General features: G+C 40.9%; 17 protein-coding genes. 13 read left to right on the top strand and 4 right to left on the bottom strand.

Annotation, left to right across the window (positions count from 1 at the left end; genetic code table 11):
- The first annotated feature begins 3 nt into the window (after window positions 1-3).
- Complete coding sequence (locus tag DFQ04_RS03805) at window positions 4-1353, top strand: transglutaminase-like domain-containing protein (RefSeq protein ID WP_133552843.1); 1350 nt, start codon at window positions 4-6, stop codon at window positions 1351-1353.
- A 52-nt stretch (window positions 1354-1405) separates the two neighbouring features.
- Here DFQ04_RS03805 and DFQ04_RS03800 read toward each other — a convergent pair whose 3' ends face one another.
- From DFQ04_RS03800 to DFQ04_RS03790, 3 genes are all read right to left on the bottom strand, one after another.
- The gene (locus tag DFQ04_RS03800; protein WP_133552841.1) at window positions 1406-1615 is read right to left on the bottom strand and encodes a hypothetical protein; all 210 of its coding nucleotides are present in this window, start codon (window positions 1613-1615) and stop codon (window positions 1406-1408) included.
- A gap of 58 nt (window positions 1616-1673) precedes the next feature.
- Entirely contained in the window at window positions 1674-2882 is a 1209-nt protein-coding gene (locus DFQ04_RS03795) for an MFS transporter (RefSeq protein ID WP_133552839.1), read from the bottom strand.
- A 65-nt stretch (window positions 2883-2947) separates the two neighbouring features.
- A complete protein-coding gene (locus DFQ04_RS03790) occupies window positions 2948-3526 on the bottom strand; it encodes a Crp/Fnr family transcriptional regulator (protein WP_133552837.1) in 579 nt (192 codons plus the stop codon).
- Window positions 3527-3618: 92 nt separating this feature from the next.
- Between DFQ04_RS03790 and DFQ04_RS03785 the strand changes: the two genes are divergently transcribed.
- The 12 genes from DFQ04_RS03785 (at window position 3619) to DFQ04_RS03730 (ending at window position 19575) form a co-directional block, all read left to right on the top strand.
- Window positions 3619-6099 carry a TonB-dependent receptor domain-containing protein gene (locus DFQ04_RS03785; protein ID WP_243739625.1) on the top strand — a complete coding sequence of 827 codons (2481 nt, stop codon included), beginning with the start codon at window positions 3619-3621 and terminating at the stop codon, window positions 6097-6099.
- 4 nt (window positions 6100-6103) lie between these two features.
- The gene (locus DFQ04_RS03780; protein ID WP_133552835.1) at window positions 6104-6667 is read left to right on the top strand and encodes a helix-turn-helix domain-containing protein; all 564 of its coding nucleotides are present in this window, start codon (window positions 6104-6106) and stop codon (window positions 6665-6667) included.
- A gap of 71 nt (window positions 6668-6738) precedes the next feature.
- The gene (locus tag DFQ04_RS03775) at window positions 6739-7152 is read left to right on the top strand and encodes a hypothetical protein (protein WP_208110499.1); all 414 of its coding nucleotides are present in this window, start codon (window positions 6739-6741) and stop codon (window positions 7150-7152) included.
- Window positions 7153-7430: 278 nt separating this feature from the next.
- Window positions 7431-9725 (top strand): heavy metal translocating P-type ATPase, encoded by a 2295-nt coding sequence (locus DFQ04_RS03770; protein WP_133552834.1) that lies wholly within the window; start codon window positions 7431-7433, stop codon window positions 9723-9725.
- 109 nt (window positions 9726-9834) lie between these two features.
- Window positions 9835-10044, top strand: coding sequence for a heavy-metal-associated domain-containing protein (locus DFQ04_RS03765; protein WP_133552832.1), 210 nt, complete (start codon window positions 9835-9837; stop codon window positions 10042-10044).
- Window positions 10045-10185: 141 nt separating this feature from the next.
- On the top strand, window positions 10186-10599 hold the full coding sequence (locus DFQ04_RS03760) for an HYC_CC_PP family protein (RefSeq protein WP_133552830.1): 414 nt from the start codon (window positions 10186-10188) through the stop codon (window positions 10597-10599).
- An 80-nt stretch (window positions 10600-10679) separates the two neighbouring features.
- Complete coding sequence (locus DFQ04_RS03755) at window positions 10680-14525, top strand: efflux RND transporter permease subunit (RefSeq protein ID WP_133552828.1); 3846 nt, start codon at window positions 10680-10682, stop codon at window positions 14523-14525.
- Window positions 14515-15996, top strand: coding sequence for a TolC family protein (locus DFQ04_RS03750; protein ID WP_133552826.1), 1482 nt, complete (start codon window positions 14515-14517; stop codon window positions 15994-15996). The genes DFQ04_RS03755 and DFQ04_RS03750 overlap by 11 nt, the downstream gene beginning before the upstream one ends.
- An 8-nt stretch (window positions 15997-16004) precedes the next feature.
- Window positions 16005-17774, top strand: a complete 1770-nt coding sequence (locus tag DFQ04_RS03745) for an efflux RND transporter periplasmic adaptor subunit (protein ID WP_133552824.1) — start codon at window positions 16005-16007, stop codon at window positions 17772-17774.
- Window positions 17775-17798: 24 nt separating this feature from the next.
- A complete protein-coding gene (locus DFQ04_RS03740; RefSeq protein WP_133552822.1) occupies window positions 17799-18374 on the top strand; it encodes a DUF3347 domain-containing protein in 576 nt (191 codons plus the stop codon).
- Between the two features lie 58 nt (window positions 18375-18432).
- Window positions 18433-18864 carry a CHY zinc finger protein gene (locus DFQ04_RS03735; RefSeq protein ID WP_133552820.1) on the top strand — a complete coding sequence of 144 codons (432 nt, stop codon included), beginning with the start codon at window positions 18433-18435 and terminating at the stop codon, window positions 18862-18864.
- Window positions 18865-18885: 21 nt separating this feature from the next.
- Window positions 18886-19575, top strand: a complete 690-nt coding sequence (locus DFQ04_RS03730) for a PepSY domain-containing protein (RefSeq protein WP_133552818.1) — start codon at window positions 18886-18888, stop codon at window positions 19573-19575.
- Here the strand turns inward: DFQ04_RS03730 and arfB are convergent, their stop codons facing one another.
- Window positions 19576-19995, bottom strand: coding sequence for an alternative ribosome rescue aminoacyl-tRNA hydrolase ArfB (gene arfB, locus DFQ04_RS03725; protein WP_133552816.1), 420 nt, complete (start codon window positions 19993-19995; stop codon window positions 19576-19578).
- Window positions 19996-20143 lie beyond the last annotated feature (148 nt).

Raw genomic sequence — 20143 nt, 5'->3', positions numbered from 1 at the left:
AACATGAAGAATTTTACCTCATTCCTTTATTCATACAGGATTGTCATACTTGTTTTCATTCTTGCCTCCTGCTCCAAACCTGAGGAAAAAATCACGACAAGTCCCAAGCCTCCAAGGATCGCTATCACTGAAATTGAAGCTGGAATCAAAGCCTATATTGATGCTAAAACTTTGGAGAATGGAGGAATTTTTCCCGTGAAGGATGAAAATCATGACTTGAAAATGAAACTCGTCCGAGTCCATACAGAATACCTCTCCAACCTTGGACCTGAAAGTCATTTTGCGTGTGTGGATTTGGTAGATGAATCCGGGGATGTATATGATGTGGATTTTTTCATGAATGGAAAACCTGGAGAGATGGATGTAACCCAAACTACCGTGCACAAACTTAACGGCAAGCCTTTCTACAGCTGGAAACAAAAAACTGATAAAACTTGGTATAGAGTACCTATGGAACAGACCGACAACTCCCTTCTTGGCGTCATAGAGGGCAAAGACAGCTTTGAATTTTACTATACCGTGACGGTTCCCCCTTTGGATGAAAAGGCCAAAATTTGGATTCCCTTAGCTGAATCGGATCCATTTCAGGAAGTTACTCTTCTTGATATCAGCTCTCCAAAAGAACCCAAAAAACTGGCTGATCCGGTAAATAAAAACACCATTTTGTATTGGGAGCTAAGTCCAGAAGACAGCGGAAAGGAAATCAATATTTCTTATGCTGTAGACCGGAAAGAAAAGGGTCCTTACGAAGCTCCTTCTCCAAATCCTGAAGTGGATCTTGCCTCCAATATTTTGATGCCCAAAGGGGGAAGATTTGAGGAAATAGCAATTGAAGCAATTGGAGATAAAATCAATGATTCTCATCTAGTTCAAGCCAGAGCGCTCTACGATTATATCATTGACAATATGCGATATATGAAATTTGGAAACTTTGGACGAGGAGATTCCAATTACGCCTGTGACTCAAAAACTGGTAACTGCTCTGAGTTTCATTCTTTCTTTATTTCATTGGCAAGATCAGTTGGGATACCCGCTCGATTTGCCATTGGTGCTTCCATTCCTTCAGATCGCAATGAAGGCGGAATTGATGGTTATCACTGCTGGGCGGAATTTTACGCAGATGGAAAATGGTGGCCTGTAGACATTAGTGAAGCTAATAAATACACGGCTTTGGCTACCTATTATTTTGGAAGGCATCCGGCAAATAGGATTGAATTCACCAGGGGAAGAGATTTGAAGGTCAACCCCTCTCCTGCTGCTGGACCTATCAATTTCCTGGCTTATCCTTATTTGGAAGTGAAGGGAGAAGAAATCAAAGCACCTACCCGATTTACTTTTATGCGAAAGTCATAAAATGAAAAAAGGTTGCCAATTGGCAACCTTTTGTTTTCTAAATACCCGAGGATTATCCTGCAGCAGTGGTGTCTGTTGCAGTAGTATCTGAAGCTGGATGCTCTGCAGGATGTTCTCCTCCTTCAGCAGGATGCTCGCCTTCCATTTGCTCAGTAGTCTCCTCTGTAGCTTCCTCTTTTTTACCTCCGCAAGAAGTAAACAATGTAGCTGACGTAAAACCAGCTATCAAGGAAAGGGCAATAAATGACTTTAACTTTTTCATTTTTAATAAAGATTGATTGGTGTAAGGTAAATTTAGTAAATATTTTTTTTAAGTAATTTCAGTTATCCAGTCGTATTCTTGGCATTCTAAACTCAATTATTAGGCCAGAAATTACGGTAAGGATTCCGATGAAGATTATGGAAAAAACAATCCCAAATTGGTCGGCTACAATTCCAGAAATCAAAGCCCCAACCGCGTAGCCTAAATCCCTCCAAAATCTAAATACACCAAGCACCTCCGCTCTATCCTGAGGATGAGTAGCAGAGGCCACGGTTGCCAAAAATGTGGGATAAACTATTGCTGTTCCTATTCCCAAAAAGGTCAACAGCACAATAAATTCCATTTTAGAAAAAACGAATCCAAGAGCAATTATGGCAAATCCCTGCAACAACATACCTATAAATAACATTTTCTTTTTTGAAAAGTGATCAGACATTTTTCCGGTAAATAATTGCCCAAATCCCCAAACGACAGGATAAACTGCTGCCAAACTCCCAATCTCTTCAAGATTGAATCCCTTTTCTACCAATAGCACAGGAAGCAAACCCCATATCATTCCATCATTTAAGTTGTTTACCAAACCAGCCTGAGTCACTGAACTCAAAGTTTTATCACTCACTGTGGTGTTCCAAAAAGCTTTAGAAACTTTCGGAGAGGAAGTATTAGATGATTCTACTTTAACATGTTCTTTGGTTTCTTTAGCCCAGAACGAGAGCAAGAGTCCCATCAATGCAATACCTCCCATTGTCCAAAAGGGAATTGGTCTTAATCCATAATTTGAAGTTAAATAAGCACTAATTACAGCCGATATACCTAAGGCTAAGTACCCTGCAAATTCATTTAATCCCATGGCCAGTCCTCGGTTTTTCTCACCAACCAAGTCTATTTTCATGACCACCGTGCTACTCCATGTCAAACCCTGGCTGATACCTAAAAGGCTATTGGCAAAAATTACCCAAGACCAACTTCCGGTTAAATTCAGGATAAAGGGAACCGGCAGCACCAATAGCCATCCAAAAATTAAAAGGTTTTTTCTCCCGTACCGATTGGAAAATTTCCCTGAGAAATAATTGGTTATGGCTTTACTGACGCCAAAAGCAACAATAAAGGTCAGCATAGCCATATGAGACTCCAGACCAAATATTTCTAAGGCAAAATCTGGAAAAATTGATCTTTCCATACCGACCGTTGCTCCCACAAAAGCATTGATCAATACCAATAATGAAAATTGCTTCCAGTTTTGTTTTAAGCCAAGGACAGGTTGCATGGGAGAATTTTTGACGACAAAGGTCAGGCTCTCTCCTGCCAATTCCTTTTACATATGTTAAAAATTCAGCGTATACTAGCCCTGATCCTGCTCAAGCTGACCTGGGTTATTCCCAAAAATGAGGCAACATACTTTAATGGAATTTTCTGAACTATCTCTGGATGCTCTTCCAAAAGCTTTTGATATCGCTCTTCTGCAGTCAAAAACTGGATATTTTCCAATCTTCGAAGAGTTTCCACATAAGAATTTTGAACTAACCTATTAAAAAGCCTTTCCAAATCATGTTGTTTTTCAAATAATCCATATAAGGCTTCTGAGGAAATTGACACCAAAACGGAATCTTCTAGTGCCTGAATTGCTTTTTTACTTGGAGTATTGGTAAATAAACTTTCAGCCCTGACAATCAGGTCGTTTTCAAATGCAAAATATTCGGTCACCTCAGTCCCATCCTTCAAATAATAAATTCTTGCGACTCCAGACAGTACAAAATAAATTGTCCTACAAGTGGCCCCTATTCCCTGTATTTCTCCATTTTTGGAATAGGACTTTACTTCACAAAGTCTTTCAAGCTCACCAATAGAATCTAGGGATATAGATTGGATTTTTTTAAAAGCTTCAAAAAGAGGAAAAAGAATGGATTTCATAAATTTTATTAGGATGAAAATTTAGAAGCAGTCCAACTTTCGAAAAAAGAAAAATTCCCCTTTCATGGATTTCTTCAAAATCTGATTAAGGTTTGAGTTATTTTAATATGATGAAAAAATTGGGATTTTTAATATCCTTTCTCTTAGGAGTTTTACCTGCTATTGCGCAAATCCAGATTAAAGGAAAGGTCTTTTCCAAAAGCGATGGAATTCCTTTAGAATTTGCTTCTGTAGCTTTGTATAATTTTCAAGATAGCTCTTTAGTAGATGGAGGCATTACTGATTTGGAAGGAATCTTTTTGATTGATAAAATCCCAGCAGGCAACTACTATCTAGTCGCTAGTTTCTTGGGATTTAATTCCCAAACAATTCCCAATCTTCAAGTAGACCGAAATCAGAAGATAGATTTGGGCATAATTTTCCTTGATCAGGATTCACAAAATCTTCAAGCGGTAGAGGTTGAGGGGCAGCGGATCTCCACCGATTTCAGACCTGAAAAGCAAAGTTTTTCCGCGGAAAATTTCGAAGCGGCTCAAGGAGGAACAGCCACTGATGTTTTGAAAAACCTTCCTGGGGTAAGCATAAATGGAGAAGGGACACTTTCCATTCGAGGAAGTTCCGGTTTTGTAGTCATGATTAATGGTCGTCCGACACAGGGTGATCCTATGATGCTTTTAGGGCAATTACCTGCCAATAGCATTGAAAAGGTAGAATGGCTTTCTGCTCCTTCCGCACAATACGATTCTGAAGGAAAGGCTGGAATCATCAATATTACCACTAAGAAGGGAGCAACAGATGGTCTTTACCTCCAGTTTAATGGGAAATTGGGATTCCCATCTATTGAGAATTATGACAATAAAGCCCCTCAGCAGCGCTATGGCGGTGATTTTAACCTGAATTACCTGAAAGGAAAATGGGATATTTCTTTTGGGGCTAGCTATCAAAGAAACGACCAAAGTGGAAGGCGTGTGGGAAATGTCTATACTATCAGTGGAGACACAACTACCTATTTCCCATCAGAAGGTGAGCGAAGTATTGATGAGCAAAATTACTCAGGTCGCTTTACTGTGGGTTATACACCTAATCCCTCCAATTCCTTAAGTCTTGGGTTTTATGCCGGAGTTCGGGACAGAATCCGAACTGCCGATATTTTATATTATGACAATCACAAAGAATTCCCCGGCGGAGAAACTCTCCCATTTCAATACTTTAATGCCAATGACCAAAACCGCCGGGGTGACTTTGCATTAGGAAGTTTGGATTATGTTCATTCCTTTTCCAATGGGAGTAAACTAAGCACCTCTCTACTCTATGAATACAGCATGTTGGGAGGGCCTACAATCAACCGAAATTTGGGCTATCCAGATCTTTCTATTGTTTATCAAGACGAATACAATACCAATGACAACCCATTAAATGGGGTGCGGTACAATCTGGATTATACGTTTAAACCGAGTTCAATTGGAAATTTCCAAGTAGGGTATCAATATCGTTTCCTGGATCATTTTGGGGACTTTTTGTACGAAAGAAAAAATAACGAAAGTGGAATTTGGGAAATTGTACCTGAGTTTTCTTCAGAAGTAGACCTGAAAAGAATCATCCATACAGGCTATATCCAATGGGATAAAAAGCGAGAAAAATGGTCTTACAGCGCTGGCGTGCGAACTGAAATCATGGAGCGAAAATTCCAGTTACAAGACAAGTCAGGCAGCTTGGATACCACCTATTTGTATGATTATATCCGACCTTTTTTCAGTGGGAATATCACTTACCAAGCTAACAAAGAGCTCACTTGGAAGCTGAATTTTACCCAACGGGTAGAACGGGAAACCACCTTTAAAATGAATCCTTTTCCGGAAAGAGAGCACAGTGAAACACTTGAACAGGGTGACCCCAATGTCCTTCCTGAGTTTATCAATACGCTGGAAGTGGGAATGGTTAAAACCTGGAAAGACAATAGTTTCTACGCAACTGCCTATTTCACCCAAGTAGAAAACTTGGTGAATAGGGTAAATACGGTCTACAACGACAGCATTCTAAACAGGATTTATTCCAATGTCGGGACGGCAAAATCAATTGGGCTAGAATTGGGAACAGAACTCTTTTTTACAGAAAAGTGGAAAGGCTATGTGGGAGGAAATGTCTACCACTACTCTATACAGGGCGAGTTTGATAATAGACCAGTTGACCAAGCTGCGTGGGTTTATTCCTATAATTTTAACACGACTTACAATTTCACCAAAAGCCTGAGTTCTCAGTTTAGCTTAAATTATCTCTCCAAGCGAGTTACCGCACAGGGTGAAGACAGTCGCTTTTATCAGCCTTCCTTGAATATTCGAAAAACCTTCCTTGATGGACAATTAGCTTTAAACCTGGTTTGGCAAAATATTGATCTGGGAGTCCTAAAGACCAATGAGCAGAGAATCACAACTTGTAGAGAAGGGGAATTCTTCACCACCACCAACTACATCTATGAGGTGGATATGATTCTTCTGAACTTATCCTACACAATTAATCGTTCTAAAAACCGAGCGAAGTTTGTGAAGAGTGAGTTTGGAGAAAAAGAGTTTTAAGAAAATGGAAACCCAACTTTTGATTAAAAACATGGTTTGCCTCCGGTGCATAGAAGCAGTGGAGGAGATTTTTTCTCATGAAAATATCAAAGCCAAAGTAGAGTTGGGAAAGGTTAACTTAAGTCAACCCATTTCAGAAACTGAAAAGGAGAAGCTTTCCGTTTTACTTGAGAAAAGAGGGTTTGAATTGTTAGAGCCAGGAAAATCTGCCTTGATTTCTCAAATAAAAACCCTGATCATTCAATTCGTTCATCACAGGGAGACTTCCCAAAATGAGAACTTATCTGTTTTACTTTCAGAACAGCTCAACCATGAATATACCGGTTTGAGCAAGTTGTTTTCTTCTGTGGAAGGCATAACGATCGAGCGATTTTACACCTTGCAAAAAATCGAGAAGGTCAAGGAATACCTTTTTTATGACGAGCTCAGTCTTTCTGAAATAGCCTTTCAGATGGGCTATAGCTCTGTGGCCTATCTCAGCTCCCAATTCAAAAAAGAAACCGGAATGACCCCAAGTGAATTCAAGAAAAATGGGCAAACTTCAAGAAGGCCTTTAGACTTGATTTAATTCTTTATTCCATTTGAAGGGCATTTTCCAATTTAAATTATCTTTAGTCATTAACTAAATACCTTATCTATATGAATGGAAATTATAAAGGTGCTTTGCTAGGCACAATGATTTCATGGTTCCTATTTGCACTAATCGGTTTTGGGCTTTGGGGTTGCCCAACCTACAATGTATGGCAGCAAGAAATGTCAGGCCGGGCAGAATTTGCAAAAGCAGAACAAAACCGAAGAATTCTAATCGAGGAAGCTGCAGCCAATTTGGAAGCAGAAAAACTCAATGCCCAAGCAGAAGTGGAAAGAGCTCGAGGTGCAGCTGAAGCCATTGCTATCGAAAATGGAGCTCTTTCAGAAAAATACATCCAGTACTTATGGGTTAGACAGCAGAGAAACTTGAACGACAAAACAGTCATTTACATTCCTACCGAAGCTAATCTCCCAATTCTAGAATCCACTCGGGGCCTAAAGTTACCTTCGGGAGAAAATTAATTTCAGAATCTTTCAAGAGACTGTCTCCTAAATCGCTTCGTGGTCAGCCTGAGCGGAGTCGAAGGCCAATTCCAGTTATTTGGAACACATTTCGACTTCGCTCAATGTGACAAATTCTACTTTTGAGACAGCCTCTTTTTTTCATTCTCAGTGCCTTTGCGGTGAAAAAAACAGAATAAGAAAGCGTACCGAACAACAAAATCTTATAAATCTTACCCAAAATCCTGTAAAACTTTTCAAGCTAAGAATGAGCAATTTTGTATCATCCGCAATTAGCTATGGATACAGAAAGCACGACTTCCAAAAAACCCACAGGGAAAATCCATAAGGAAACCTTTCCAGTCATTGGCATGACCTGCGCAGCTTGTGCCTCCAGCGTGGAGACTATTTTGCAATACACCGACGGAGTCAAATCTGCGGCGGTGAATTTTGCAACCAATACTGTACAGGTCGAATACGACGACAGTACCTCTCCCGATAAATTGAATGAGGCCCTGACCGACATTGGTTACGGTTTGGTCATCGATTCCAAAGACGTACAGAAAACGGTTCAGGAAGAACAGGAGAAGAAATACAAAGCTGTCAAAAAACAAACAATCGGTGCTGCTTTGCTGACTTTGCCTGTTTTCATTTTGGGAATGTTCTTTATGGAATGGGAACCCGGAAAGTGGATCAGTATGGTGCTTTCCATTCCTGTTCTGTTCTTTTTTGGGAGACATTTTTATAGTAATGCTTGGAAGCAAGCCCGACATGGCAAAGCCAATATGGACACGCTCGTTGCCTTGAGTACCGGGATTGCCTTTATCTTCTCGGTGTTTAACACGGTATTTCCGGAGTTTTGGCATCAGCGGGGCATTCATCCACACGTGTATTATGAAGCTGCGACCGTGATTATCGTCTTTATTTCCTTCGGAAAAATGCTGGAGGAAAAAGCCAAATCTCAAACTGGATCCGCTTTGAAGAAACTAATGGGCCTTCAACCCAAAACCTTGACCCGAATCCAAGATGGTAAGCCTCAGGAAATCAAAATCGAGGAAGTACAAGTTGGCGATCAAATCCTGATCAAACCCGGAGAAAAAATCCCTGTTGACGGAAAAGTCTTGGAAGGAAGTTCATACCTGGACGAAAGTATGATCAGCGGTGAACCTGTTCCGGTGGAAAAGAAAACAGGAGATGCGGTATTTGCAGGTACCATTAATCAGAAAGGAAGTTTGGAGATAGAAGCGGAAAAAGTCGGAGCATCTACCCTACTTTCTCAAATCATCAAACGCGTCCAAGAGGCTCAAGGAAGTAAAGCTCCTGTTCAAAAACTGGTAGATAAAATCGCTGGAATCTTTGTTCCTGTGGTCATGGGAATTGCCATTTTGACTTTTGGAATTTGGATGATTTATGGAGGAGAAAATGCGGTTTCCCATGCCCTTTTGGCTGCAGTTTCGGTCTTAGTCATTGCCTGTCCTTGTGCTTTGGGCTTGGCCACGCCTACCGCTATCATGGTTGGTGTAGGCAAAGGAGCTGAAAACAATATTTTGATTCGGGATGCGGAAAGTCTGGAATTGGGGCATCAGGTCAATGCGATTATTCTGGATAAGACGGGGACTATTACTGAAGGAAAACCTACGGTTACAAATTATTTGTCCACTGTCGACTGTCGACAGTCAACCGAATTGGATTCCGAAACAGCTGTCGACAGAGGTCTGTTGACTGTTGACCTTAAATCAATTTTACTTTCTCTGGAATCTAAATCCGAACATCCATTGGCGGAGGCTGTGATGAAGTATTTAAAAGAAGAAAATGTAAAGGCAACTTCCTTGGAGCATTTCGAAAGCATTACCGCTCGGGGCGTGAAAGGCAGCAAAGACGGAAAAACCTATTTCGCAGGAAACCTCAAACTCCTTCAGGAAAACAAAATTTCAGTTCCTGCCGATTTAAAAGAGACAGCAAAAACCTGGAGTGAACAAGCTCAAACGGTAATTTGGTTTGCTGATCAAGATCAAGCTTTGGCTATCTTGGGCATTCAGGATCAGATTAAACCGAGTTCAAAGTCAGCAATTACCAAACTAAAGGAATCTGGAGTGGACGTCTATATGCTGACCGGAGACAATCAACAAACAGCGGCTGCTGTTTCCAAGGAAGTTGGGATTACAGATTTCAGAGCGGAAGTAATGCCTTCAGATAAATCTCAATTTGTCAAAAACCTTCAGGAAAAAGGTAAAGTCGTAGCTATGGTTGGAGACGGAATTAACGATTCAGAAGCTTTGGCACAGTCCGATGTCAGTATTGCCATGGGACATGGATCAGACATTGCCATGGATGTGGCTAAAATCACTCTGATCACTTCCGATTTGGAGAAAATTCCTCAGGCCTTCCATTTGTCACATTTGACCGTAAATGGAATCAAGCAAAATCTCTTTTGGGCTTTTATCTACAATTTGATTGGAATTCCCATAGCAGCTGGAATATTGTATCCTTTCAATGGATTCCTTTTGGATCCAATGATCGCAGGAGGAGCCATGGCCTTTAGTTCGGTATCTGTGGTAATGAATAGCCTAAGGCTGAAAAGAAGAAAACTCTAAGCCGAAATTGAAAATTGAAAAATTGAAATATTTAAAAATTACCTAACTCTGAATTCTTAATACAATTCTCTTGTCTTATTTCTAGTGTCTTATATCTAATGTCTGAAAAATGAAAATTCTAAAATTTAAAACCAACATTAACTGTGGTAACTGCTTAGCCAAAGTAACTCCTAAACTCAATGAGCAAACTGGAATTGAATCATGGAATGTCGATTTGACTGATCCGGAAAGAACCCTAACAGTAAATACAGAAAATCTAGAACCTGAGGAAATCAAGAAAGCAGTGCTTAAAGCCGGGTTTATTGCTACGCCTAAATAACCTCTGCATAGCCCACGGTTTAAACCGTGGGCTAAAGGATCAAGATCCTTCCCATAAAACCATTTTAATGATTTACTCTATTGATCAATCAGTCATCCAAATATTTGAACTTCCGAAATTTTATTCCGTATTTTTGAGTCAATGAAAGCAACTCTTTCCATACTATTAGCCCTGCTGGTTTTCTTCTCATCCGTTGGGATGGCGAAGACAACTCATTTTTGCATGGGTATGGAAATGAAATCGGAAATAGGTTTTGGAGAAAAACATGTGGACTGTGGTATGAATATGCCAATGGACCACAGTGAAAATGATTCGGATAATCATCAAGACCCCAAATCCTGCTGCGAAAATGTGACCACACATTTACAGGTGGACGATGAAGTGCAATTGAAAAAAGTTGATATCGACTTTTCACTGAACTTCGCTGTTGCCCTAGTGCAAGTTCTTGTTTTTGGAATTGAATTCTCTTCTTCCGAAGAAAAGCAATTTCCTTCTTATTCCCCTCCCCCTATTGAACAGGACCTTCAGGTGCTGTATCAATCCTTCTTGATTTAAATCACAGGTTGCAGGAATTCCTGCATGCATTCCTTTTGCCAAAACCCTTGGTATTAATTCTTGCATTTAACCTTTGATTTATGCTCAATCGAATCATCAAGTATTTCTTAGAAAACAAACTGGTTACAGTTCTATTCCTGTTGCTGATCATCGGCTGGGGAATAGTTACTGCTCCCTTCAACTGGCAAGTTGACTTTCTGCCTAGAGACCCTGTTCCAGTAGATGCCATCCCGGACATCGGAGAAAACCAACAAATCGTCTTTACCGAGTGGATGGGACGCTCGCCACAGGATGTCGAGGATCAAATCACCTATCCGCTCACCACTTCCCTTTTGGGTCTTCCGGGAGTAAAAAGTGTACGTTCAAGTTCTGCATTTGGCTTTTCCAGTATCTATATCATATTCGAAGAGGACATCGAGTTTTATTGGAGTAGGTCACGTGTATTAGAAAAACTGAATAGTCTTCCATCAGATCTATTGCCTGATGGAGTACAACCCAAACTTGGCCCAGATGCCACTGCATTGGGTCAGGTTTTTTGGTACAACCTTGAAGGAAGAGATCAAGATGGCAATCCAACCGGAGGTTGGGACTTGCATGAGCTTAGAACCATTCAGGATTACTATGTGCGTTATGCTCTGACTGCTGTTGAAGGCGTTGCTGAAGTGGCGTCCGTTGGAGGTTATGTCAAAGAATATCAGGTTGATGTTGATCCTGCTGCTTTGAAAGCAAATGGGGTGAGTCTAATGGACGTGATGGAGGCTGTTAGAAAATCTAATCTAGACGTCTCTGCCAACACTATTGAAGTCAATCGGGTAGACTATTTCATTAGAGGTTTGGGCTATGTAGAGGAATTGGAAGACCTAGACAAGGCTGTCGTAAAAGTCACCAACAATGTCCCTATCCGAATCCAGGATGTGGCCCGGGTGAATATTGGACCACAGCCAAGAAATATGTCTGGAATCTTAGACAAAAGTGGTGCGGAAGCTGTAGGCGGAGTTGTTATCGCCCGATATGGAGACAATCCTTTAAAAGTCATCGAAGGAGTCAAAGCTGAAATCGAAAAGCTTTCCCAAGGCCTCCCAACCAAAACCTTAGCGGACGGAACAGTTTCCAAAGTTACCCTAGTTCCTTTCTATGATCGTACCGGATTGATTTACGAGACTTTGGGGACGCTTTACGAAGCGATCAATCTCCAGATTTTGGTCACCATTTTGGTCATCATCGTGATGGTGTACAACCTTAGGGCTTCCTTACTCATTTCGGCCTTACTCCCCATGGCGGTGTTGATGTGTTTCATTTTTATGAAATACTTCGGGGTAGATGCCAATATCGTTGCCCTTTCGGGAATCGCAATTGCCATCGGGACCATGGTAGACTTGGGGATTATTCTAAATGAAAATATCCTCAGACATCTGGAAACGGCTCCTTCGGGTCAGTCCAAGCTAAAAACTGTTTACCTAGCTACTGCTGAAGTTTCTGGTGCAATTATCACAGCTGTAAGTACAACCATTATCAGTTTTCTTCCGGTATTTACCCTCCAAGCAGCAGAAGGAAAGCTCTTCGGGCCTTTGGCCTATACCAAGACTTTTGCCTTGGTTTCAGCTTTGATTTTCACCTTGCTGATTATGCCTGCATTTTCTCATTGGGCCTTTTCAATGAAGGAAATCAAAGGAAAGTTGGGTAGAGTTCTAAATTTCTCACTTCTGGTTTTAGGGCCTGTAATTGCCTTTACTATTTGGTCATGGGGTGGTTGGTTACTGTTTGCATTTGGCTTACTCAATGTTTTGGCTTATCAATTTCCTGAGAAAGTCGAACCAAAAAGAAATCTGGCTACCATTGGAATCACCCTCCTATTTGTCACTTGGCTTTTAACAGGGCTATGGATGCCATTGGGCGTGTCTGTGAGTAAACTGGTGAATTTTGGATTTATAGCTTTTCTATTGGCTTTGGTTTTGGGTGGTTTTGCTGGATTTATCAAAATCTATCCAAAAATTCTCGTGTGGTGCCTAGCCAACAAGGGCAAGTTTATTTTTTTTCCACTTATTGTAATACTCTTTGGAACAAGCGTTTGGCTAGGATTCAATACCGTTTTTGGAATTATTCCAAGGACATTCGATCTCATTGGAGTAAATATTAGAACCACAGGACTTTGGTCTGGAATGAGCCATTCTTTTCCTGGAATGGGTAAAGAGTTTATGCCTTCCTTGAATGAAGGTTCTTTTCTTCTGATGCCGACTACAATGCCACATGCAGGAATTCAGGAAAATAAAGAGGTCCTCCAACAATTGGATATGCTAGTGACTGCCATTCCTGAAGTGGAATTGGTAGTGGGAAAAGCTGGACGTGCTGAAACAGCAATTGATCCTGCTCCCATCAACATGTTTGAAAATACCATCAATTACAAAAGCGAATACGCCACTGATTTGGACGGCAATAGACTTCGCTTTAAAGTAAAAGATGGAAAATATGAGTTGAAAGACGGTTCTTTATTCGATCCGGAAACTATGACTCCTAATCAAATCAGGGTTGTCGATCTGATACATGATGAAGATGGCGAGTACTTCCGTCAATGGAGGAAACATATTCAGTCTCCGGATGATATTTGGGAAGAAATTGTATCTGTGATTCAAATTCCTGGAGTGACCTCCTCTCCTAAGCTCCAGCCTATTGAAACCCGATTGGTAATGCTCCAAACCGGCATGAGGGCTCCTATGGGAATAAAAGTATATGGACCTGATCTTCAAACTATTGAAAGCTTTGGCTTAGAGTTGGAAAAATACTTGAAGGAAGTTCCTTCTGTAAAAAAGGAAGCAGTTTTCGCAGATCGAATTGTAGGGAAACCTTACCTAGAATTGGACATCAACAGAGATGAAATATCCAGATATGGAATGAATGTGTTGGATGTACAGGATTTTATTGAAACAGCAATCGGAGGAATGAAGCTCAGCACCACAGTTGAAGGCCGAGAACGTTTCCCAATCCGTGTTCGCTATGCAAGGGAGTTCCGTGATGATCCCTATGCCATTGAAAATCTTCAAATCCCAACTCCATTAGGCAATTATATCCCATTGAGCCAAGTCGCTGAAATCTCATACAGGCCAGGTCCAGATATGATTCGGGGAGAAAACAGCTTCTTGGTAGGCTATGTCTTGCTTGACAAAATGGATGGTTTTGCAGAAGTGACTGTCGTAGAACAAGCCCAAAAATACTTACAGGCAAAGATTGATTCCGGTGAATTGAAAGTGCCAAATGGAGTACGATATGTGTTTTCTGGATCTTATGAAAACCAGGTAAGAGCTGAAAAGAGACTGGGAATTGTAGTTCCACTCTGCTTAATCCTGATTTTCTTGATTCTCTATTTCCAATTCAGAGCAGTTTCCACTTCCCTCTTTGTATTTGTGGGGATAGGGATGGCATTCTCTGGAGCCTTCCTTATGCTTTGGCTCTATGGACAGGATTGGTTTATGAACTTTTCCTTCTTTGGAACCAATCTCCGAGATCTATTCCAAATGAAAATCTACAATCTCAGTGTTGCTGTTTGGGTTGGGTTTATTGCGCTATTCGGTATTGCAACAGATGATGGAGTAGTCGTAGCTTCTTACCTAGATCAAAGTTTCAAAGAAAACCAACCCAAATCTGTCAAGGAAATTCGTGAGGCTGTTTTGGAAGCAGGAAAGCGAAGAGTTCTTCCTTGCATGATGACTACTGCCACTACCTTACTTGCTTTGGTACCGGTCCTAACTTCTACAGGACGCGGTTCTGACATCATGATCCCTATGGCCATACCGTCTCTCGGCGGTATGGTTTTGGAAATCACTACGGTATTTATTGTACCTACCCTGTACTGCTGGTGGGCAGAAAGAAAATTGAAAAACAATTCCGAGGTATTTGCTGAGGAGTTTAAATCATCTGAAAATGGAAACTAAATCATTGAATTTCCGAAGCTCAATTTCCCCTACCCGATTTCTATCGGTAGTAAGGGGGCTAGGGGGATTATTGATCCTCCTATTCAGTCTTTCTTTACAGGCTCAAACTCTCGACGATTATATCATCCAAGCTGCGGAAAATAACCCAGGGCTGAAGGCTTCCTATGCTCGATATGAAGCAGCTATGGAAAGAATAAACCAGCCTGGTTTACCTGATCCTGAGCTTCAGGCAGGCTTCTTCTTTCGTCCAATGGAACGATTTATGGGAAATCAGCAGGCTGATATTCGATTGATGCAAATGTTTCCATGGTTTGGGATGATCTCAACCCAAAAAGAAGAAGCCAACTACATGGCGCAGGCTCAATATCAGCTCTTTTTGGAAGAAAAAAATCAGCTATTGTATCAAGTGAAATCAACCTGGTACGAGATGATAAGGCTTAATGAAGAGGTGAGAATCTCCCAAGAAAATCTGGAATTTCTAAAGAAATATGAGCGCCTAGCCTTGATCAAGTATCAGGCTGCCGCCGGTGGTTCCTCTTCCAGTTCCTCAAGTCCGATGTCAAGCAGCAGCAATTCATCGATGTCTTCGACCTCTTCAGGCGGCTCTGGTATGGCTTCCATGAGTGGTGGAAATACTTCCAGCTCGGCAATGTCTCAGACTACCTCTCCAAGTACTTCTATGAGTTCTGGTGGGATGTCTACTTCAGGTTCTTCCATGAGTGATATTCTTCAGATTCGGATCTCTATTAAGGAACTGGAAAATACGATTGCCCAGCAAATAGCTGATTTGGAACCGCTTCAGATCAAATTTAACCAACTACTCAATCGCGAGATAAGTGAAGAAATCATGCTTCCAACTGGCTTTGTTCCAATCCAATTAGATGCAGAAAAACTAACTGTTTTAGATAGTATTCAAGCAAATAACCCTATGCTGGCCATGTATGACTCAGAGTTTTCAGCTTACGAACAGCAGGCAAAAATGGCCAAATTGGATGGAAGACCAATGCTAGGAGCTGGAGTTAATTACATGCCATTTACTTCTCGAGAGGAAAACGGAATGATGATGGGAGGCCGAGATATGGTCATGCCAATGGTCAGCCTTTCCCTTCCGATTTACCGCAAAAAAATCAATTCCAGAGTCAAGGAAGCAGAATTACTTCAAGAAGCTACGGTTTTAGAAAAGGAAAAAATCAAAAATCTATTGGCCATGGAATGGGCCAATGCTTATCGGGATTGGGAAAATGCCGAGCGAAAAATCCAACTCTACGGAGAACAGCGGGATTTGACCAATCAAAATCTGAATCTCTTAATTACTGCTTATTCAGCTGATGGTAGAGATTTTGAAGAAATTCTCAGGGCTCAGCAACAGCTGCTGAATTATCAATTATTAGAGATCAGCGCGATCAACATGCAGCATCAAAGTTTGGCTAAGCTGGAAATGCTTTCTTCCTCCTCCATTCCTCTTAACTAATGAATTCCATGAAAAAGATATTTGAAAATAAAACGATACTTATCCTGAGTACCTTGATTTTGGGGGCTTTCATAGGATGGATACTAAAACCTTCAAATTCACAAAAAGAAGAAGGGCATGATCACTCAGAAGTGGTGGCTGAAAAGACCCTTTGGACCTGTTCCATGCATCCCCAAATCAAATTGGGTGAGCCTGGTTCCTGTCCTATTTGTGGGATGGATTTGATTCCTGCTTCACAAATGACTTCAGGATCTGGTAACCCCATGGTTTATGAAATGACTCCAGAAGCGGTTGCTTTGGCACAAATTCATACGACCAAAGTTGGAGGAAGCAATGCCGCAGGAGAGCTTTTCTTGACAGGAAAAATACAGGCCGACGAGCGGGAAAATGCTTCTGTCACTGCAAAATTTCCTGGGAGGATTGATAAACTTTACGTCACTTTCACAGGCGAAAAAGTCCAAACTGGGCAAAAATTAGCAACTATTTATTCTCCAGAATTGCTTTCTGCACAAAGAGAATTAATAGAAGCCAGCAAAAGCAAAGCGGACTTTCCTGAACTCTATCAAGCAGCAAAGGAAAAACTAAGACTCTGGAAACTAACAGAAAGTCAAATCCAAGCGATCGAACAAAGCGGAACAGTTAAGGATCAAATCGATATTCTTGCTGATCAAAGCGGAGTCGTAACTCAACGGAATATTTCTGTAGGTGACTATGTAAGTACTGGGCAAGTGCTATTCAATGTTGTCAACCTCAACAAGCTTTGGGTGCTTTTGGACGCCTACGAATCTGACTTGAATTCCATTAAGATGGGAGATCCGATAAATTTCACGGTTGCTGGTCTTCAGGGCGAAGTTTTTCAAGCTAAAGTTTCATTTATCGATCCACTTTTGGATCCAAACACACGAGCTGCATCAATTCGGGCTGAAATAAACAACTCAGGACAAAAACTTAAACCTGAAATGTTTGTCACAGCAAAAATCAAAACTCAGGCAAAAGGCTCTGGAACTGGCCTAAGTGTACCCAGAACTTCCGTCCTTTGGTCTGGAAAGAGATCGGTGGTTTATGTGAAAGTGGCCGGAGAAATGCCTTCCTTCGAAATGAGAGAGGTTACTTTGGGAAGTAGAATGGGTGAAAATTATCAGATTGAATCTGGACTTCAACCCGGTGATGAGATCGTCACAAACGGAGTCTTTGCGATTGATGCGGCTGCCCAACTTTCGGGCCAATACAGCATGATGAGCCGGCCTGAAACCAAATCAATTGAGGTTTCTTCAGAATTTAGATCTCAAATCACAAAAGTTGCAGATGCTTATTTCGCAGTGAAAAATGCTTTGGTGAAAGATGATTTGGAAGGAACTAAAAAAGGCGTAAACCTTCTAAATCAGAGCCTTTCTCAAGTAAATATGTCATTGCTAACTGATAAAGCACATGATTCTTGGATGTCTCAATTGGCAGGTTTAAAAGAAGCCGCCCAGAAGATTTCTTCTTCTCCAAACCTTGAAGAATCCAGAAAGCATTTTTCAATGCTCTCCTACCATATCCTTGAAATGACAGAAACTTTTGGAATCAACAAGGATGCGGTGTATAAAGACTATTGCCCTATGGCATTTGGTGACCAGGGAGCGTATTGGTTGAGTGAGCAAAAAGACATCACCAACCCCTATTTTGGCGCTTCCATGCTAACCTGCGGAGAGGTAAAGCAGACTTATCTCAAAGGCCAGCCTGTCATGAATCTTAGTGGTTCAACATCCAATTCATCCACTTCCCATCAGCATTAAATAAACAATCTCTAATTTTACCAAATGAAAAAGTCTATTCTATTTTCCTTATCTCTTTCTCTATTGATCTTCTCCTGCGGAGAAAAATCAGGCTCTCAGGAAGCCGAAAGTTTGGGTCATACTTCTGGAGATGCCTCAACTGCAATTACAACTGCCGTTTCTGAATCAAAAACAACCTCATCCATAATTGATTCCTATTTGGCTGTCAAAGATGCCTTGGTAGCTGATGATCAAGCCACCGCGGCCGCAAAAAGTCAAGACTTAGTAGCTGCGCTAAAATCCTATGATATTGCAAGTGCCAAAGGTGAAGACTTGGAAGAGCTTGAAAGATTGCAAGTAGAGGCTACTGATTTTGCTGAGAAACTTAGCAGTGGTGATATTGCTGCGCAAAGAGAAAGTTTTCAAGCCCTTAGCGTAGTGATGAAGGATCTTCTAAAAATCGCCGGAACTGACAGAACGCTTTACCAACAATATTGCCCTATGTACAAGAACAACACGGGGGGAATTTGGCTAAGCGCTTCTGAGGATATCAAAAATCCACTTTTCGGAAGTTCCATGTTGACTTGCGGAAAAGTCGAAGAAACCATCGCAATGAATTAATTTCGATTGGAAAGCGAACTTTATTATTGAGTTCGCTTTCTGAATTTATATCCTCATCATGCCTAGAATCACCTTTCTTTTCGGTTTATTATTCTTGCTTTCTTGGTCTTCTTTAGCTCAAGAAAAAGTATTGGAACCACTCAAAGTCTCCCAAATCCGTGGAATTAATGTCTTTGGTAAACCCGTCGACAACCAGACTCGCTGCGTTCATTGGCATTCAGAATTGGATATCATTGCCATCAAATTCAAATGCTGTGATAAGTATTACCCATGCTTTTCCTGCCATGAAGAAGAAGCTGACCATGAACATCAAGTTTGGCCAAAGACTGAGTTTAACCAAAAGGCAATTCTTTGTGGAGTTTGTGGAAATGAATTAGGTATCCAGGAATACATGGATTCCAACAATACCTGCCCTCATTGCAAATCCAGCTTCAATCCTGGATGCAGCAAACATTATCATTTGTATTTCGAAACTGAGCCCAAAAAGTAAGTTTCTCTTTCCCCACCCAGCATGAGAAAAAACAAGCAATACTATACCAGAAGAATTCACCGATTTCTCGGAGTATTTATCGGGATTCAGTTTTTCTTTTGGACGCTTTCTGGACTTTATTTTTCCTGGACTGATATCGATGAAATTCACGGAGATCATTTCCATCAGGATCATATGATGCATATGACTGCATCTAATCTTGTTGATCCAGCTTCACTCGATTCTACTTTAGAAATTTTGACTCTGGAATTGAGATTTGTCCGTCACCAACCTCACTATTGGGTGAATGAGGAAAAACTATTCAATGCCCAGACTGGGGAACTTAAAGGTGAAATCACCGAAGAGGAAGCCAAAGAAATTGCAAAAATCTATATCAAAGGAGATTTTGGGATTAAAGAGGCTGAATATCTCACCGAAACGGGAGCACATCACGAATATCGAGGAAGACCCCTACCCGCTTGGGCGATTCACTTTGATCACCCAGAAAATTTAGTTGCATATATCGATGCCAAAAGTGGAAATTTCGAGCGAGTGAGACATAGTAGTTGGAGATGGTTTGACTTTTTATGGATGTTTCACACCATGGATTATGCAGGCCGAGACAATTTTAACAATCTCCTATTAAGAGCCTTTTCATTATTTGGGATGGCTACCATCGTTTCGGGCTTTACCCTGTTCTTTATGACTATGAAGAAAAAGAAAAAAGCCTGATTAAGGCTTCCATTTTCTATTGGCCTTCTTTTCAGAGAGGGCCTTTTTTTTCTTTAATCGGTCTTCGATTGCTCCTTTACTGGGTTTGGTGGCTTTCCGGATTTTTTTCTTTGCAAAAACTGTTTTCAGAAGATCATAAAATTTCTTGATCACCAATTCCTTGTTTTGGATTTGGGAACGCTTTTCCTGAGACATCAATTGTAGAAAACCCTCTTGATCAATCTTATTTTTTGCTTTTTGAAGCAAAGTCAACTTTTCTTCCTCATTTAAAACAACAGAATTATTGACATCAAACCTCAATTGAACCTTAGTTTCCACCTTGTTGACATTTTGTCCTCCAGGCCCCCCACTTCTGGAAGTCTGGAACTGAAGTTCAGGTAAAAAAGCCCCGGAAGTAATTCGTTGGAAGAGGGAATTCATTCGATTGGAATATTGGAATATTTCAAAATTGGAAAATAATCCATAAGAATCCTTCCCAATCAATTTTTCAATGTTACAATTTTTCAATCTTTCAATTCCATACCTTCGTGAACTTATTCTAAGGAAATTATCGTTTCCATCACGTAAC

It is taken from the genome of Algoriphagus boseongensis (genome assembly GCF_004362805.1).
GTDB classification, from domain to species: Bacteria; Bacteroidota; Bacteroidia; order Cytophagales; family Cyclobacteriaceae; genus Algoriphagus; species Algoriphagus boseongensis.
The sequence above is the reverse complement of the archived record's forward strand: the minus strand, read 5'-3'. Positions and strand labels throughout refer to the sequence as shown.

Coding starts and splice junctions, on each gene's coding strand:
- DFQ04_RS03805 (WP_133552843.1), top strand. CDS start 4: ATGAAGAATTTTACCTCATTCCTTTATTCATACAGGATTGTCATACTT.
- DFQ04_RS03800 (WP_133552841.1), bottom strand. CDS start 1,615: ATGAAAAAGTTAAAGTCATTTATTGCCCTTTCCTTGATAGCTGGTTTT.
- DFQ04_RS03795 (WP_133552839.1), bottom strand. CDS start 2,882: ATGCAACCTGTCCTTGGCTTAAAACAAAACTGGAAGCAATTTTCATTA.
- DFQ04_RS03790 (WP_133552837.1), bottom strand. CDS start 3,526: ATGAAATCCATTCTTTTTCCTCTTTTTGAAGCTTTTAAAAAAATCCAA.
- DFQ04_RS03780 (WP_133552835.1), top strand. CDS start 6,104: ATGGAAACCCAACTTTTGATTAAAAACATGGTTTGCCTCCGGTGCATA.
- DFQ04_RS03775 (WP_208110499.1), top strand. CDS start 6,739: ATGAATGGAAATTATAAAGGTGCTTTGCTAGGCACAATGATTTCATGG.
- DFQ04_RS03770 (WP_133552834.1), top strand. CDS start 7,431: ATGGATACAGAAAGCACGACTTCCAAAAAACCCACAGGGAAAATCCAT.
- DFQ04_RS03765 (WP_133552832.1), top strand. CDS start 9,835: ATGAAAATTCTAAAATTTAAAACCAACATTAACTGTGGTAACTGCTTA.
- DFQ04_RS03760 (WP_133552830.1), top strand. CDS start 10,186: ATGAAAGCAACTCTTTCCATACTATTAGCCCTGCTGGTTTTCTTCTCA.
- DFQ04_RS03755 (WP_133552828.1), top strand. CDS start 10,680: ATGCTCAATCGAATCATCAAGTATTTCTTAGAAAACAAACTGGTTACA.
- DFQ04_RS03750 (WP_133552826.1), top strand. CDS start 14,515: ATGGAAACTAAATCATTGAATTTCCGAAGCTCAATTTCCCCTACCCGA.
- DFQ04_RS03745 (WP_133552824.1), top strand. CDS start 16,005: ATGAAAAAGATATTTGAAAATAAAACGATACTTATCCTGAGTACCTTG.
- DFQ04_RS03740 (WP_133552822.1), top strand. CDS start 17,799: ATGAAAAAGTCTATTCTATTTTCCTTATCTCTTTCTCTATTGATCTTC.
- DFQ04_RS03735 (WP_133552820.1), top strand. CDS start 18,433: ATGCCTAGAATCACCTTTCTTTTCGGTTTATTATTCTTGCTTTCTTGG.
- DFQ04_RS03730 (WP_133552818.1), top strand. CDS start 18,886: ATGAGAAAAAACAAGCAATACTATACCAGAAGAATTCACCGATTTCTC.
- arfB (WP_133552816.1), bottom strand. CDS start 19,995: ATGAATTCCCTCTTCCAACGAATTACTTCCGGGGCTTTTTTACCTGAA.